Origin of the sequence: Corynebacterium zhongnanshanii, from assembly GCF_014490575.1 — a bacterium.
In the GTDB taxonomy this organism is placed as follows: Bacteria; Actinomycetota; Actinomycetes; order Mycobacteriales; family Mycobacteriaceae; genus Corynebacterium; species Corynebacterium zhongnanshanii.
The window spans coordinates 140,352-155,666 of sequence record NZ_CP061033.1; the positions used below are offsets into that span (position 1 = coordinate 140,352).

Sequence of the window (15,315 nt, forward strand, 5' to 3'; positions counted from 1 at the left end):
GTTGTTGTTAGGGGAGGGGCAGGAAAACGGCCCTGATGATCTGTACCGGAACGTGTTTGTTTCTGGTTTTGCTTCATGATTTGCATTCAATGTTGTTGGGTGTGGTTGTGTGTGCGCAGGTTGTTTGAGAACTCAATAGTGTGATGAACCAAGTTTAATTTGTTTCCACAGTACTGATGCACCGTGTGGTGTGTTGGTGTGAGGACATGGTTGGTGAATGCCCCTTTTTGCATGTTGTGGTGGCCTGGCGTCGTGTTGCTGGGTGGGTGTTCATTCTCATGATGATGCTTTTGTGTTGTTGTGGGGCTGTTTGTGTGCCAGTGTGCGGTAGCGCGCATGTGACACGGGAATAGTAATCGATGATGGCGCATGCAGGTTTGTGTGTGTTGTTGTTGTCTGACTGTGGCTTGTTGTTGTTGGAGGTCCCTTCTTCCCGTCGGGGCTGGTGATGGCAGTGACAGGTTTTTGAATGATTTTTTGATTCTTTTGTCAGTAGTTTTATTTTTTTGTAGCTAGTTTTTGGCTCTCTTGTAGTGCTGATTTGCTTTTATGGAGAGTTTGATCCTGGCTCAGGACGAACGCTGGCGGCGTGCTTAACACATGCAAGTCGAACGGAAAGGCCTCTTGCTTGCAAGGGGTACTCGAGTGGCGAACGGGTGAGTAACACGTGGGTGATCTGCCCTGCACTCTGGGATAAGCCTGGGAAACTGGGTCTAATACCGGATAGGACCATCGTTTAGTGTCGGTGGTGGAAAGTTTTTTCGGTGCAGGATGAGCTCGCGGCCTATCAGCTTGTTGGTGGGGTAATGGCCTACCAAGGCGACGACGGGTAGCCGGCCTGAGAGGGTGTACGGCCACATTGGGACTGAGACACGGCCCAGACTCCTACGGGAGGCAGCAGTGGGGAATATTGCACAATGGGCGCAAGCCTGATGCAGCGACGCCGCGTGAGGGATGACGGCCTTCGGGTTGTAAACCTCTTTCGCTAGGGAAGAAGCCTTTTGGGTGACGGTACCTGGATAAGAAGCACCGGCTAACTACGTGCCAGCAGCCGCGGTAATACGTAGGGTGCGAGCGTTGTCCGGAATTACTGGGCGTAAAGAGCTCGTAGGTGGTTTGTCGCGTCGTCTGTGAAAGCCCGGGGCTTAACTCCGGGTCTGCAGGTGATACGGGCATAACTAGAGTGCTGTAGGGGAGACTGGAATTCCTGGTGTAGCGGTGAAATGCGCAGATATCAGGAGGAACACCGATGGCGAAGGCAGGTCTCTGGGCAGTAACTGACGCTGAGGAGCGAAAGCATGGGTAGCGAACAGGATTAGATACCCTGGTAGTCCATGCCGTAAACGGTGGGCGCTAGGTGTGGGGATCTTTCTACGATTTCCGTGCCGTAGCTAACGCATTAAGCGCCCCGCCTGGGGAGTACGGCCGCAAGGCTAAAACTCAAAGGAATTGACGGGGGCCCGCACAAGCGGCGGAGCATGTGGATTAATTCGATGCAACGCGAAGAACCTTACCTGGGCTTGACATATGCAGGATCGGCACAGAGATGTGTTTTCCCTTTGTGGCTTGTATACAGGTGGTGCATGGTTGTCGTCAGCTCGTGTCGTGAGATGTTGGGTTAAGTCCCGCAACGAGCGCAACCCTTGTCTTGTGTTGCCAGCACGTTATGGTGGGGACTCGCGAGAGACTGCCGGGGTTAACTCGGAGGAAGGTGGGGATGACGTCAAATCATCATGCCCCTTATGTCCAGGGCTTCACACGTGCTACAATGGTCGGTACAGTGGGTTGCGATACCGTGAGGTGGAGCTAATCCCTTAAAGCCGGTCTCAGTTCGGATTGGGGTCTGCAACTCGACCCCATGAAGTCGGAGTCGCTAGTAATCGCAGATCAGCAATGCTGCGGTGAATACGTTCCCGGGCCTTGTACACACCGCCCGTCACGTCATGAAAGTTGGTAACACCCGAAGCCAGTGGCCTAAACTCGTTAGGGAGCTGTCGAAGGTGGGATCGGCGATTGGGACGAAGTCGTAACAAGGTAGCCGTACCGGAAGGTGCGGCTGGATCACCTCCTTTCTAAGGAGTTATTTATTTTTGTTTGTTTGAATCTGGGTAGATCGCATGGATGGTGATCATGTCTGACTCGCACCGAAGAGGGTGTGGGTGTGGAAGTGGATTGGTGCTTGGTTTGTTGCTACTGTTGGGTGTCTGGAATGACGTGTGTTATTCCTGTACATGGGGAGCATGTGGACGGTGACCACTGTAGGTGGTTGGTGTTTGTGTGTTTCGTGTTGTTTGAGAACTGTATAGTGGACGCGAGTATCTTCTTTTTTGCAATTGACGTGAGTACTCACCGCGTGCCCGGTTTTTCGGGTTCGTGTGTGTGGTTTGCGTGGTTGTTTTAGTGTTTTTTGTAAGCATTCTGTGTTGTGTTTTTGTTAAGGGCACACGGTGGATGCCTTGGCACGATAAGCCGATGAAGGACGTGTAAGGCCACGATAGGCCTCGGGGAGTTGCCAATAGAGCGTTGATCCGAGGGTGTCCGAATGGGGAAACCCGGCCGTAGTTGTGTGCGGTCACCTGCCGATGAATTCATAGTTGGTATGGAGGGAACGCGGGGAAGTGAAACATCTCAGTACCCGTAGGAAGAGAAAATAAATTAATGATTCTGCTAGTAGTGGCGAACGAACGTGGATGTTGGCTAAACCATATGCGTGTGATACCTGGCAGGGGTTGCGTGTGTGGGGTTGTGGGGCCTTGTTGTGCGGTGCTGCCATGCCGTGCATGATGCGTGTGTGTTAGCGGAAGTGGTTTGGAATGGCCTGCCGTAGACGGTGAGAGTCCGGTACGTGAAAGCATGTGTGTGTTGTGTTGATGAGTGTCCCCGAGTAGCAGCGGGCTCGTGGAATCTGCTGTGAATCTGCCGGGACCACCCGGTAAGCCTGAATACTTGTATCGTGACCGATAGCGGAGTAGTACCGTGAGGGAATGGTGAAAAGTACCCCGGGAGGGGAGTGAAATAGTACCTGAAACCGTGTGCTTACAATCCGTCAGAGCCTCCTTGTGGGGTGATGGCGTGCCTTTTGAAGAATGAGCCTGCGAGTCAGCGGCATGTCGCGAGGTTAACCCGGACTGTGGGGTAGTCGTAGCGAAAGCGAATACTAACGAGTGTGTTTAGTGGCATGTCCTGGACCCGAAGCGGGGTGATCTACCCATGGCCAGTGTGAAGCAGCGGTAAGACGCTGTGGAGGCGCGAACCCACTTAGGTTGAAAACTGAGGGGATGAGTTGTGGGTAGGGGTGAAAGGCCAATCAAACTCCGTGATAGCTGGTTCTCCCCGAAATGCATTTAGGTGCAGCGTCGTGTGTTTCTTGCCGGAGGTAGAGCTACTGGATGGTTTAGCGGGACCAACATCTTAGCGACATCAGCCAAACTCCGAATGCCGGTAAGTCAGAGCGCGGCAGTGAGACTGCGGGGGATAAGCTTCGTAGTCGAGAGGGAAACAGCCCAGATCGCCGGCTAAGGCCCCTAAGAGTGTACTAAGTGGAAAAGGATGTGGGATCGCGAAGACAGCCAGGAGGTTGGCTTAGAAGCAGCCATCCTTGAAAGAGTGCGTAATAGCTCACTGGTCGAGTGGTTCTGCGCCGACAATGTAGTGGGGCTCAAGTACACCGCCGAAGCCGCGGAACTCCAATTGTTTGTTGGGGTTGGTAGGGGAGCGTCGTGTGGCCGTTGAAGGTGCGGGGTGACCCAGTGCTGGAGGCTATGCGAGTGAGAATGCAGGCATGAGTAGCGAATGATGAGTGGAAAACTCATCCGCCGAATGACTAAGGGTTCCTGGGTCAAGCTAATCTTCCCAGGGTGAGTCGGGACCTAAGGCGAGGCCGACAGGCGTAGTCGATGGATAACGGGTTGATATTCCCGTACCCGTGTGTGCGCGCCCAGTGGTGAATCATTGATACTAACCGCCCTGAACCCACACGAGCATCTTTTGGGTGTTTGTGTGTGGGGATGCGTGGGACCTGATGTGGTAGTAGCCAAGTGATGGGGTGACGCAGGAAGGTAGCCAAGCCACTTATTGGATTGTGGTGTAAGCGTGTGGCCCGTGTGTTTGGTAAATCCGGCGCACATTTGAAGGGTGAGGCGTGATGCGTACCCGTTGTGGGGATGTTGGTGATCCTATGCTGCCGAGAAAAGCCTCTAGCGAGTGCATGGACGGCCCGTACCCATAACCGACACAGGTGGTCAGGTAGAGAATACTAAGGCGATCGGGTGAACTGTGGTTAAGGAACTCGGCAAAATGCCCCCGTAACTTCGGGAGAAGGGGGGCCACTGCTGGTGACAGACTGGTTGAGCTGGTGGTGGTCGCAGAGAATAGAGGGAAGCGACTGTTTACTAAAAACACAGGTCCGTGCGAAGACGGTAAGTCGATGTATACGGACTGACGCCTGCCCGGTGCTGGAAGGTTAAGAGGACCTGTTAGATCACCTTGTGTGGTCGAAGCGGAGAATTTAAGCCCCAGTAAACGGCGGTGGTAACTATAACCATCCTAAGGTAGCGAAATTCCTTGTCGGGTAAGTTCCGACCTGCACGAATGGCGTAACGACTTCTCTGCTGTCTCAACCACAGGCCCGGCGAAATTGCAGTACGAGTAAAGATGCTCGTTACGCGCGGCAGGACGAAAAGACCCCGGGACCTTCACTATAGCTTGGTATTGGTGTTTGGTTCGGTTTGTGTAGGATAGGTGGGAGACTGTGAAGCTATCACGCCAGTGGTGGTGGAGTCGTTGTTGAAATACCACTCTGATCGTATTGAGCATCTCAACCTCGGCCCATGATCTGGGTTAGGGACAGTGCCTGGTGGGTAGTTTAACTGGGGCGGTTGCCTCCCAAAGAGTAACGGAGGCGCCCAAAGGTTCCCTCAGCCTGGTTGGCAATCAGGTGTTGAGTGTAAGTGCACAAGGGAGCTTGACTGTGAGACTGACAGGTCGAGCAGGTACGAAAGTAGGGACTAGTGATCCGGCACCGGCTTGTGGAAGCGGTGTCGCTCAACGGATAAAAGGTACCCCGGGGATAACAGGCTGATCTTCCCCAAGAGTCCATATCGACGGGATGGTTTGGCACCTCGATGTCGGCTCGTCGCATCCTGGGGCTGGAGTAGGTCCCAAGGGTTGGGCTGTTCGCCCATTAAAGCGGCACGCGAGCTGGGTTTAGAACGTCGTGAGACAGTTCGGTCTCTATCCGCCGTGCGCGTTGAAACTTGAGAAAGGCTGTCCCTAGTACGAGAGGACCGGGACGGACATACCTCTGGTGGGCCAGTTGTCACGCCCGTGGCATGGCTGGTTGGCTACGTATGGAAGGGATAACCGCTGAAAGCATCTAAGCGGGAAGCCTGTTTCGAGATGAGGTTTCTTTTGAGGTTCCCTATAGATTATGGGGTTGATAGGCCGGATCTGGAAGCGCTGTGAGGTGTGGAGGTGACCGGTACTAATACACCGAAAAAAACACAACCTGTTTTGCAGGGTGTTTACAAAAATGTTTGAGTTGCTGCTCGCGTCTGTTATGCAGTGTCTGGGATGACACGGCACACCCCCTGGTGGGTGGTGTGTGTTTTCCTTTGTTTGGTTTGTCGGTGGTTTTAGCGATGGGGTCACGCCCGGTCCCTTTCCGAACCCGGAAGCTAAGCCCGTCAGCGCCGATGGTACTGCACCTGGGAGGGTGTGGGAGAGTAGGTCACCGCCGGCTACAAAAATTACATAGAGGGAGGGTGGACGACAACAGTCACAGGAATGTGATTGTTGTCGTCCACCCTCCTTTTCGCTATGCCCACTACCTCTTTTTTGCTATGCCCACTACCCCGAGCGAAGGAGCACGGTCCCCTCGTTACCAACGAGATAATCTGTGTTTGCTCTCAGCGCGTTGTGTGGGTCCCTGGCACAACCATAGGATTAATTCGCTCTTTCGAGATTTTGTCCTCGGGAAATGCTCAAGAACTGCAACAAAGTCCTATGGTTGTGCCGCCTTTTTCTTTTGTAAGTTCGCCGCTAGATGGGTGTCTACGAACTCTTACCTCTGATCGCGAGTGTTAAGATGCCCTTTCAGTTAATTGCTCAAGGGCATTAGCCATAATTTCGTGTTCGTCATTGAGACTTCTCTGGGCTGAAGGCTTCCTCACCTCAGTGATGTGAACCTTCTCGGCTCGCCGGTGAGAGGGTCGTCGAACTCCAAGACCTTTGCGACCAGTCCTAGGGGATGGTTGAAGTCTTCATCCTCGGCAAAGACCGGTCGCGGGAGTTCGCCGGCGGGCGTAGTGAGGGCCTTATCCGTTACCTCTGAATACAGCGGGTCATTAATTAGCGGCAAGCCCAAGGAGCGCAGCGCGACACGCAACTGGTGAGTTTTGCCCGTCAACGGCTTCAATGTCCACACCAGGACCTTGCGACACAACGGCGAACCGTCCGGTTGCCGCCCCACAACGCGCTCCTCCTCTCCCAACGCCGTCACCAACGTGACGGCGTTGGGAGGTCCATCCGTCACGAACGTGGACAGACGCCCCTGTATCTTGATCATGCAGTGCTCTAGACGCCACGGGTTGTCCTCGGAAGGAGGCTCCCACTGCGTCCAGTCGGCAAACCCCGGTAACGGCTCGTACGGCGCCTCACCCACGAGTGGCGTGAGCGCCTCATACGTCTTCTGGGGGATCCTGCGATCAAACATCGTCTGATACGCACCACGCACAGCTCTCGACGCCGTGAACATCAACACCCCGCTCGTGAGCCTGTCCAATCGATGCGACGGAGATAACTCCGGATTATTCAGCGCCACGCGCGCCTTCGTCACCGCGGTCTCTGTGATGTGCTGGCCGCGCGGCAGCGTCGCCAGAAACGGCGGCTTATCCACGACCACAATGTTGCTGTCCTGATGAAGGACCGTCAGGTCGCCGGGGACTGGTCGTTCGGGAGCTGGGCGTCGGTAAAAATTAATCCACGTGCCCGGCTGCAACAGGTCATCGGCGCCCAGCGGCACTCCCTTGTCCGTGACTACGGCGCCGTGGGCAAAGCGCTCAGCCACGGCGGCCTCGTCATCCTCGGGGTGGCGATGGCGCTGGGAGGAGACCAGGTGCCACACAAAGTCCGCCGCACGCACCGAATCAGTCCAGGTCACAGGCACTTGCGCCCGAGTTGGGTTTAGACCCCTAATAATTGGTAAAGCCTGCGGCACTGTGCTACATTCCTCCCATGGATATCAACGCACTTATCGAGTCTATCTCCCACTTCTTCACCACCGACATCGGAGCCATCATCTGGCAGCTGCTGCGCGGAGTCTACGAATTCCTCTTCCCAGCCAACGCTGAAGCTGCCCACGACATCCCGCTGCCGATCCCTACCCCTCCAGCTGAGTAGGCAGCGGCCTCACTGCGCAGAGTAGGCTCGCGCCTTAAAACGCCTCATTGTGAGGTAGTCCCGCGCCCGGCGGGTGGCATTGGGTAGCACTTCGCGCGATAATGGAAGTGCCCAATGGTTCAGCAACGAAAGGGAGCATCATGGCAGACGTAAAAGACATCGTCGTCGCAGTAGACGGTTCGGAGGCTAGCACGTCCGCCGTCGCGTGGGCTGCAAATTGTGCGTGGAAGCGCGGCGAGCCACTGAAGTTGGTGTCCGCCTACACCATGCCGCAATTCATGTACGCAGACGGCATGGTTCCGCCGCCAGAGCTCTACACAGAGCTGGAGAACGAAGCCAACGCCAAACTGGACGACGCGATCGAGGTTGTGAAGTCCGTCTCCACCGACATTCAGTACTCCACCGAAGTGCGAGAAGCGGCCCCCATCGACTTCTTGCTGAATCTCTCCGAGACCGCTGAGATGATCGTCATGGGATCCCGCGGCCTGGGTGGACTGTCCGGCCTGGTCATGGGATCCGTGTCCGCCGCGGTGGTCTCTCACGCATCCTGCCCCGTCGTGGTGGTCCGCAAGGACAACGAACTCACCGAGGCCAACAAGTACGGGCCTGTCGTGGTGGGCGTGGATGGATCCGACGTGTCCCGCCAGGCGCTGGCGATTGCCTTCAAGGAGGCCGACGCCCGAAAGACCACGTTGAGGGCGATCCACTCCTGGCAAGAGACCCAGGTGCACACCAGCTATGTGGGTGTGGTTGAGTCTCAGAGCAAGCTGGATAGCGTGATCAAGCAGCATCAGGACATGCTGTCCGAGGAGCTGGAAGGCCTGCTGAAGCAGTACCCGAATGTGGAAGTGGAAGAGATCGTGGAGCGCGAGCGCCCGATCCACGCCCTGAAGGAAGCTGCGACGGATGCGCAGCTGCTGATCACTGGCTCCCACGGTCGCGGAGGCTTCCGCGGCATGCTGTTGGGATCCACGTCCCGTGCGCTGCTGCAGTACTCTCCATGCCCCATGATGGTGGTGCGTCCGCAGAAGTAGCGTGCTCTACGTCACCCAGCCTTTGCTTGTGAAAGTGGAGGCTGGGTATTTTTGAGCTGTTACAATGGCCTGTGGAGAAATAGACGCACCGGTCGGTCTAGTTCACTCGCCGAGGAGCCGGAGGTTCCTCGACCACCTTAGTTTTCGTAGATAGGCAGTGCGAAGGAGGCAACTACCCTATGTCAGCACAGGACGATGCGACAGCACGCTCCTCCGAGGGTGCTCGTGCCTCCGCTACGGGCTCCGCGAAGGGCGCCGCCGAGGGCTCCGCGAAAGGTACTGCCGAGGCGGCCGGAAAGTCTCAGGCGAAGACCGCGAAAACTGCGAAGGCACCTGCCAAGACGTCTACGAAGGCGCCTGCTAAGAAGTCTTCCCGCCGGAATCGTCCTGCCCCTCGCGAACGCCTCCTGGCTAGCGCCACCAATCTGTTCACCACGGAGGGCATCCGCGTGATTGGTATCGACCGCATCCTTCGTGACGCGGATGTGGCCAAGGCTAGCCTGTATTCGCTCTTCGGCTCGAAAGATAATCTGACGGTGGCGTACCTCCAGCGTCTGGATGAACAATGGCGTGCTGATTGGCATGAATTGGCTGACGAGCGCGATAAACCTGAGTCTAAAATTATAGCTTTTTTCGACCTGTGCATCCGCAACGAGCCGCATAATAGCTTCCGTGGATCACACTTTCAGAACGCAGCCAGTGAATATCCCCGCCCCGAGACCGATAGCGAGATCAATATTCGCCAGGCGGCTATGGAACATCGACGCTGGTGTCGCGATACCATGGCGGAATTATTAACAGAGCGTTTTGGTTATGCCTCCCGCTCCCTGGCCGATCAACTGATGGTTTTCTTGGATGGCGGCTTGGCCGGCGCGAAAATGTCCCGCACGGTTGCTCCCCTGGAAACGGCGCGTGATCTGGCGCGCCAGATGCTGCTCACCGTGCCGATGAGTAGTTACTCCATTTAAGGCTTTTCTTATCTTCTCATCCTCAGCGAAGAGTCTTCATGCCGTACACATTGAAGGGCCCTTATGTTTACCCAAGCAGGACGCTTGGGTAAACATAAGGGCCCTTGTACTCGCTAGCGCATCACTGCCTAGCGCGCCGGACGGCGCCGGGGAGTGTATTTAGGAGTGTGCGGCGTCGTAACGCGCAACGATGTCAGCGGACAGGCGACCGCGGGCAGGAACCTGGATGCCGTTAGCGACGGCCCATGCGCGGATTTCGCGGTTACGCTGTGGCTTGTTGCGGTTGGTGGCGCGACCACGGGTTGCAGGCTTCTTGCGTGCAACCTGGATGTATGGCTGCAGGGCGTTTGCGAAGGTCTCTGCGTTTTCTTCGGAGAGGTCGATGATGTAGTCGTTTCCGCGGAAGGAGAATTCTACGACCTTTACTTCGCTCTCGCTGAGAGGGGAGTTGTCGAGGTCATCGAAGAACTGGGTGATTTCGCGGCGTGCCATAAAACTGCCTTCTTTCAGTTGAGGATTAGCTTAAGGGTGCATTGTACCAAATGACAAGTTAATGAAGTTGTGATTCATCAGGTACCGCTATTGGTATAGCTGCTAAGTACAGTTGAAAGTGTACCATCTGCATTATATTTTAGTGCAAATGTAAAAAATATTTCAAACTGGCTGCGGCAGGGGGGCTTAACCGCGGGGACGTAGAGGCTTACGCGCGGGGACTTATAGGCGCGTCATGAGGGACCACTCCGCCGCTCCGATACCGGCGCATGGACTTGCCAATAAACATCTCTGCCTGGGGATTTAACTTCCCATCAGCCTGCACGAAGATCCAGTCAGCGTGAATGAATTGATCCGTAACCTGCAGGACACAGTAGCCGTGGCGATCGAAGTCGAGATAGCGCACATGCCGGTTCACCGCCGTGAGCGCATTCTCGGCGGTGGCAGACAGAGGGTTCGCCTCCGGGAGCTTGAGAATGTCGTCGATATTGGAGGACGTGATGGATGGGCAGACGATCTCCACGGCGGGGGAACCAGAGCCGGGGTAGGTCGCGGCCTGGGTGGGAACGTCGCACGCCCACGACGAGTGAATGTCGCCCGTGAGCCACACCGTGTTCGTGATTCCCTTGTCATTGAGCAGGCCGATCATGCGTCGGCGCTCTGCGGCGAAGCCATCCCACTGGTCGAAGTTGTACGGCATTCCCTCTTCAGGAAGCCCCAGAAGCTGAGTGATGGCATAGGTGAGCTTGGGGTCCAATGGCGGAATCAACACGGGGCTGAACATCACCGAGTTGCCGATCAGGTTCCACGTGGCCCGGGACTCGGTGAGCCTGTCAGCGAGCCAGCCGAACTGCTCAGAGCCCATCATGGTTCGATCCTGTGCGTCCGTGGTCTTGGCGCTGAGGAACTTCGGAGGTTCATTGCGGTAGGTGCGCAGATCCAACATGTTTAGGTCTACGAGCGTGCCGAAATGCAGGTTGCGGTAGATGTGGCCGCCGTCGCTGAAGGGGATCGCACGAATGGGCAGCCATTCCAAGTAGGCCTGGATGGCTGCATCCCGACGGGCTTGGAAGCTGCCTTCGTTGGGCTGGTGGTTCTCCGCGCCGCCGGCCCACTGGTCATTGGCTACCTCGTGGTCGTCCCAGGTTACAATCCACGGCAGTGCGGCGTGCGCGGCCTGGAGGTCCGGATCCGTGTGGTACTGGGCGTAGCGCTCACGGTAATCCTGAAGGGAGACAATCTCATGAGCGGGAAGGTGCGGGCGGACGGTGCCAGTCTTCCCGGTGTATTCCCCGACGGGGTACTCGTAGATGTAGTCACCGACGTGCAGGGCGTAGTCCACATCCGTGCGCCCAGCCAGGTCCCGGTAGACGTGGAAGTAGCCGGCCTCCCAGTTGGCGCAGCTCATCAACGCAAAGCGCAAATCCTTCAGCTGCTGGTCGTGCGCAGGGGCCGTGCGGGTGGTACCGACGGGGGAGACCTGCCCGGACAGGGGGCCATCGGTGATGACGAAACGATAAAAGTATTGGGTATAGGGGTCTAAGTTTCCGGCCTCGGGCTTGACGGTCATGTCCCGCTGGGGGACAGCCGTCGTGGTGCCGGAGGACACGATGTCTGTAAAAGCGCGATCCTTGGCTACCTCCCAGCGCACAGGGGTGTCCACCCCGCTGTTGCGCCCGGCGTAGTCCTCCGGGTGAGAGGTGATGCGGGTCCACAGCAGCACGCTGGTGGGGAGGGGATCCCCAGAGGCCACGCCGTGTTGGAATGCTGAGTGTTGGGTGGCGTCGAACCCGTGAGCGCCTGTGCCCGTACCCGCGCCAACCCCCGCGCCGGGCGCCGTGCCAGCGGCCGCGGCGGTAAGCCCTGTAGGAAGGGCGGCGCTGGCGGCAAAAGCTGCGGTTGCTATCGCGCCGGATTCCAGCATCCGGCGGCGGGTAATGGCGCGGCCACTGGTGTGTGCGCCGGCCCGGCCAGCCTCGCGCCTACGAGCGTGCGTGTCCTTGTGTTCATTCTCAGCCATAACACTCATACCATCAGAAATGCAGCCGTTTCGCAGCTTCTGGAGAGTGAACTTTCGGTGAACGCCGGCCAGCCTTAAGCCTGCGCGATCTCCGCTTCCACCAAATCCAGCTCACGGGACACCGAGGCCAGAACGGCCCGAGCCTGCTGGTCGCTCATATTCCGCGCGTTCTTCAACGCATCCTCCAGTGTGTCCAAACGCTCGCTGACATCCTTCGCGAAGCCGGAAGGCACGCCCTGCTTGATGGAAGACCGCGCCTGCTCGATACGCGCCTGGTGGGAGGCGGTGGAACCGCTAAAGCGGCTGACCGTGTCCGAGGACTGCGCCGCGCTGCTGACCGATCCGCCCAGTCCGCCGTTCTGTAACTGGGTCAGAAGCCGGTAGCCCAGCGGAACCAGCACGGGCGCCAGGGTGCGTCCTGCCACTGCGTAGCGCACCACGGTCTTGGAGTTAAAACGCCCGGCCTTCGCACGTTCCAGCGCGGCGCGTGCCATGTTCTCCTCGTGCTCGCGGCGCTCCTTGAGCTGCTTCGCGTCCAGCTTGCGCACCTGCTTGGCGGTCTTGCGTAAGTACTTTTCCTTGCGCTTTTCCATCTTCGCGTTGGCCTTTGCTTCTGCTAGCGCTTTCGCCTTGGCGGCACGATAGACAGCCTTCTTCTCCTGCCGGCGCTTGCGCAGTGTGCTCAACAGTCCCATGGTTCTCCGATAGTTGCGATAGTTGATCTACAGTGTCTTAACCCCAACAATGCTACCCCAAACATGTGAGGGTACGTGCGCTGTTGGCTACGTCTGCTCTTCGCTGCGCCTGTGCTATGACTACACTGTTATCTATTGTGAGTGCTCCACACGACCCCGCGCAGCCCATCACTCCCCATGATGTGGTGGGCTGCCGTCACCGTACCGTGCTGACTCACGCGGCCGCGGCGGGGATCGTTGCCCCTGATCGCCGCACGGATTACTCGATCCACGTGGAGCGCTACACGCATCGTTTGTCTGTTTTACGACGCCAAGCGCAAATCTTTTCACTCCTCCCCTCAAAGCCACGGCGTGGTGATGTGGTGCGTCGCCTGACGCGGGTGGACATCAGCAACCAGGATTATGCCGAGGGGGTGTCTGTGGAGCGCACGCTGGAAGCCATGGCGGAGGGTACCCGTCTCATTACCAATGCGCACCTGGCCGAAGGTCCCCTGGACGTGCGTGTGGATCTGTTAGTGAGGGAAGACCAGGGCAGCGGGGTGGATGAGCACATGCGCTACATGCCCGTGATCTTTTCTGGACATGCGGTGGCGAAGAAGGTCGCCAAGCGCTCACAGGCCAACTGCCGCGTGGTAGATGTTTCGGCCCTCGGTCTCGGCACTCCTCTGCCGGCGCCATGGCGGAGGAAGAATAACTCCGGGGACACCCAAACCGTCGCGATGGCGCACACCATCCTGTCGGCCTGGGGATTCGCCAGCACGGAGGTAGGCTTCGTCTCCGCGGCCGGAGACGCAGCCTACCGCTGCTTCACTACCAGTGCGCAGCCCATGCTCGCCGGCCTCTACGCCGCCCTGAAAGAACCCCTGCCGATCCGGCCTACCCGCATCAAAGAATGCGCTACCTGCGACTTCCACAATCATTGCCGGATCCAACTACTCCAGCGCAACGACATCTCGCTGCTGCTGCCCGGAGCAAAATCCACACCGCTGCGTGAGCGGGGGATCGAGACGTTAGAGAAGTTGGCGTCGGAAAAAATGGGGGAAGTATCCCACCTTTCCGAAGCATGGATGCGCGGCGAGGCAGCCCTGCGGCGCCCCCTCAAGCGGTGGGTGACCGACCCGCAGCTGTGGGGCGGGCGCGCGTTCACGGTGGACACGCTCACACCCACCTTCAGCGGGGAGCTGGACTGGGTGGACGAAGTGGACGTGGACATGGAGGCACACCCGGAACGCGGCACCTTCCTGTGGGGGACGTTCGACGGCAGCCGCTACATCGCCTTTTCCGACTTCAGCGCCGGCGATGACGGGCAACACGTAGCTGAGTTCTGGCGGTGGCTGATGGGGCGCAAGACGGCGTCGGAGGAGCGCGGGCGGCACTTTCAGGCGTGGGTCTACGCAGCTCAGGGGGAGAATTACTGGCTGCGCTACTACGCGGATCACTATGGCGGGCGGAGCTATCCGACTGCGCAGGGGGACGTGGTGATGCCCACCCGCGCGGAGGTGGATGAGTTCCTAGCCTCCGAGAGCTGGTGCGACGTGTTCGAGATCGTGAAGCGTGCGCTGGCGGGGACCGGGTCGCTAGGGCTGAAGACCGTGTCACCGCTGGCAGGCTTCCACTTCAGCCAAGAAGGGGTGAACGGCAGGGCTGCTGTGACGCTGTTTGAACAGGCCGTGGGCTCCGCCGCGGGCGTGGCAGCGACGGCGCGGCGTACGCTGGAGCGCTATAACGCGGACGACTGCGTGGCCACCCGCCAGGTTCGGTACTGGCTGCGGCGGGGCGCGCCGGGAATGAGGTCGATGTGACGCGGCGTTGGAAGGACTGTGAGATGCAGTGGCAGGCGTAGTGTCTGGATGTCTGGCACACTGCCGCGCACGTTATTCAGCGCAACACTGTAAGGGACGAGAAGGAGTCACCACATGGCTAGCTTGATGGACAGATTCGCAGCGCTTAACTCGAAGGGGCCGTGGAGGGCGCCGCGCATGGGGAAGGAGAAAGCCCTGAAAGGGGGACGGCATCCGGTGTTGGATGTGACGGCGGGCTCGGGTTCCGCGGCGGGCTCCGGTTCGCCGGTGGCGCATGCGGTGCTGGGGACGCCCCTTGGCGGCGCGGAACAGTTCCGCGAGAGCTGCCCCGACGCGCAGGAGTTGATCCTCGGGGCCGGGTGCTTCTGGGGTGTGGAGCGCCTCTACTGGAGCATCGACGGCGTGCTGGGGACATCCGTGGGCTACGCCGGCGGGTGGACCGCCAACCCCACGTATCGCGAGGTCTGCACCGGCCGCACGGACCACGCCGAGGTAGTGCGCGTGGTGTTCAACCCCGCCACAGTGAGCGTGGAGGAACTGCTGCAGGTCATGTTCGAAAACCACGACCCCACCCTGGGAGACCGTCAAGGTAACGACGTGGGCTCGCAGTATCGCTCCTGTGTGTTCGCATCCGACGACGCCCAGCTCGCACGCGTCGAAGCTGCCGTCCAGGCGTGGGCGCCACGGTTTGTAAAAGCTGGGCTGGGCGAGGTGACGACGGAAACTTCTCTGATGAGTACTGCGGGCGACGGGCACTACTACCTGGCGGAGATAGAGCACCAGCAGTATCTGCACAAGAACCCCGGTGGCTACTGCAACCATGGGCCGAACGGGGTGAGCTGTCCGACGGGGGTTCTCTAAGCTCGCGCTACTCTAACATTTTTAGAGTAGTTTAGAGCTGTTTTA

At 58.2% G+C, this 15,315-nt stretch carries 9 protein-coding genes and 3 rRNA genes; 8 read left to right on the forward strand and 4 right to left on the reverse strand.

The genetic code is table 11. The features are described from left to right. Positions 1-546: 546 nt before the first annotated feature. The 3 genes from IAU67_RS00615 to rrf all read left to right on the forward strand — a co-directional run bounded on the left by IAU67_RS00615 (position 547) and on the right by rrf (position 5,740). Positions 547-2,072: ribosomal RNA gene (locus tag IAU67_RS00615) — 16S ribosomal RNA — on the forward strand. Between the two features lie 352 nt (positions 2,073-2,424). Continuing rightward, positions 2,425-5,506: ribosomal RNA gene (locus IAU67_RS00620) — 23S ribosomal RNA — on the forward strand. Between the two features lie 117 nt (positions 5,507-5,623). Beyond that, positions 5,624-5,740: ribosomal RNA gene (gene rrf / locus IAU67_RS00625) — 5S ribosomal RNA — on the forward strand. Together the 16S, 23S and 5S rRNA genes form the textbook arrangement of a ribosomal RNA operon. A 426-nt stretch (positions 5,741-6,166) precedes the next feature. Here rrf and IAU67_RS00630 read toward each other — a convergent pair. Then, the gene (locus IAU67_RS00630) at positions 6,167-7,159 is read right to left on the reverse strand and encodes a pseudouridine synthase (protein WP_225723548.1); all 993 of its coding nucleotides are present in this window, start codon (positions 7,157-7,159) and stop codon (positions 6,167-6,169) included. A gap of 74 nt (positions 7,160-7,233) precedes the next feature. Here IAU67_RS00630 and IAU67_RS00635 point away from each other — a divergent pair, with 74 nt between their 5' ends. From IAU67_RS00635 to IAU67_RS00645, 3 genes are all read left to right on the forward strand, one after another. Beyond that, the gene (locus tag IAU67_RS00635; RefSeq protein ID WP_187767928.1) at positions 7,234-7,398 is read left to right on the forward strand and encodes a hypothetical protein; all 165 of its coding nucleotides are present in this window, start codon (positions 7,234-7,236) and stop codon (positions 7,396-7,398) included. Positions 7,399-7,538: 140 nt separating this feature from the next. Next, complete coding sequence (locus IAU67_RS00640; protein ID WP_151842689.1) at positions 7,539-8,432, forward strand: universal stress protein; 894 nt, start codon at positions 7,539-7,541, stop codon at positions 8,430-8,432. 179 nt (positions 8,433-8,611) lie between these two features. Further along, on the forward strand, positions 8,612-9,400 hold the full coding sequence (locus IAU67_RS00645; RefSeq protein ID WP_225723547.1) for a TetR/AcrR family transcriptional regulator: 789 nt from the start codon (positions 8,612-8,614) through the stop codon (positions 9,398-9,400). A 159-nt stretch (positions 9,401-9,559) separates the two neighbouring features. Here IAU67_RS00645 and IAU67_RS00650 read toward each other — a convergent pair whose 3' ends face one another. From IAU67_RS00650 to IAU67_RS00660, 3 genes are all read right to left on the reverse strand, one after another. Then, positions 9,560-9,892: a histone-like nucleoid-structuring protein Lsr2 gene (locus IAU67_RS00650; protein ID WP_151842688.1), complete on the reverse strand. Its 333-nt coding sequence runs from the start codon at positions 9,890-9,892 to the stop codon at positions 9,560-9,562. Positions 9,893-10,100: 208 nt separating this feature from the next. Next, the gene (locus IAU67_RS00655) at positions 10,101-11,912 is read right to left on the reverse strand and encodes an alkaline phosphatase D family protein (RefSeq protein ID WP_151842687.1); all 1,812 of its coding nucleotides are present in this window, start codon (positions 11,910-11,912) and stop codon (positions 10,101-10,103) included. 74 nt (positions 11,913-11,986) lie between these two features. Then, positions 11,987-12,607, reverse strand: a complete 621-nt coding sequence (locus tag IAU67_RS00660) for a DUF6474 family protein (protein ID WP_151842686.1) — start codon at positions 12,605-12,607, stop codon at positions 11,987-11,989. Positions 12,608-12,744: 137 nt separating this feature from the next. On the opposite strand from IAU67_RS00660, the gene IAU67_RS00665 reads away from it, so the two are divergent. Next, the gene (locus tag IAU67_RS00665; RefSeq protein WP_342355616.1) at positions 12,745-14,409 is read left to right on the forward strand and encodes a ribonuclease H-like domain-containing protein; all 1,665 of its coding nucleotides are present in this window, start codon (positions 12,745-12,747) and stop codon (positions 14,407-14,409) included. A 126-nt stretch (positions 14,410-14,535) separates the two neighbouring features. Continuing rightward, positions 14,536-15,270 carry a peptide-methionine (S)-S-oxide reductase MsrA gene (gene msrA, locus IAU67_RS00670; RefSeq protein WP_225723553.1) on the forward strand — a complete coding sequence of 245 codons (735 nt, stop codon included), beginning with the start codon at positions 14,536-14,538 and terminating at the stop codon, positions 15,268-15,270. Positions 15,271-15,315 lie beyond the last annotated feature (45 nt).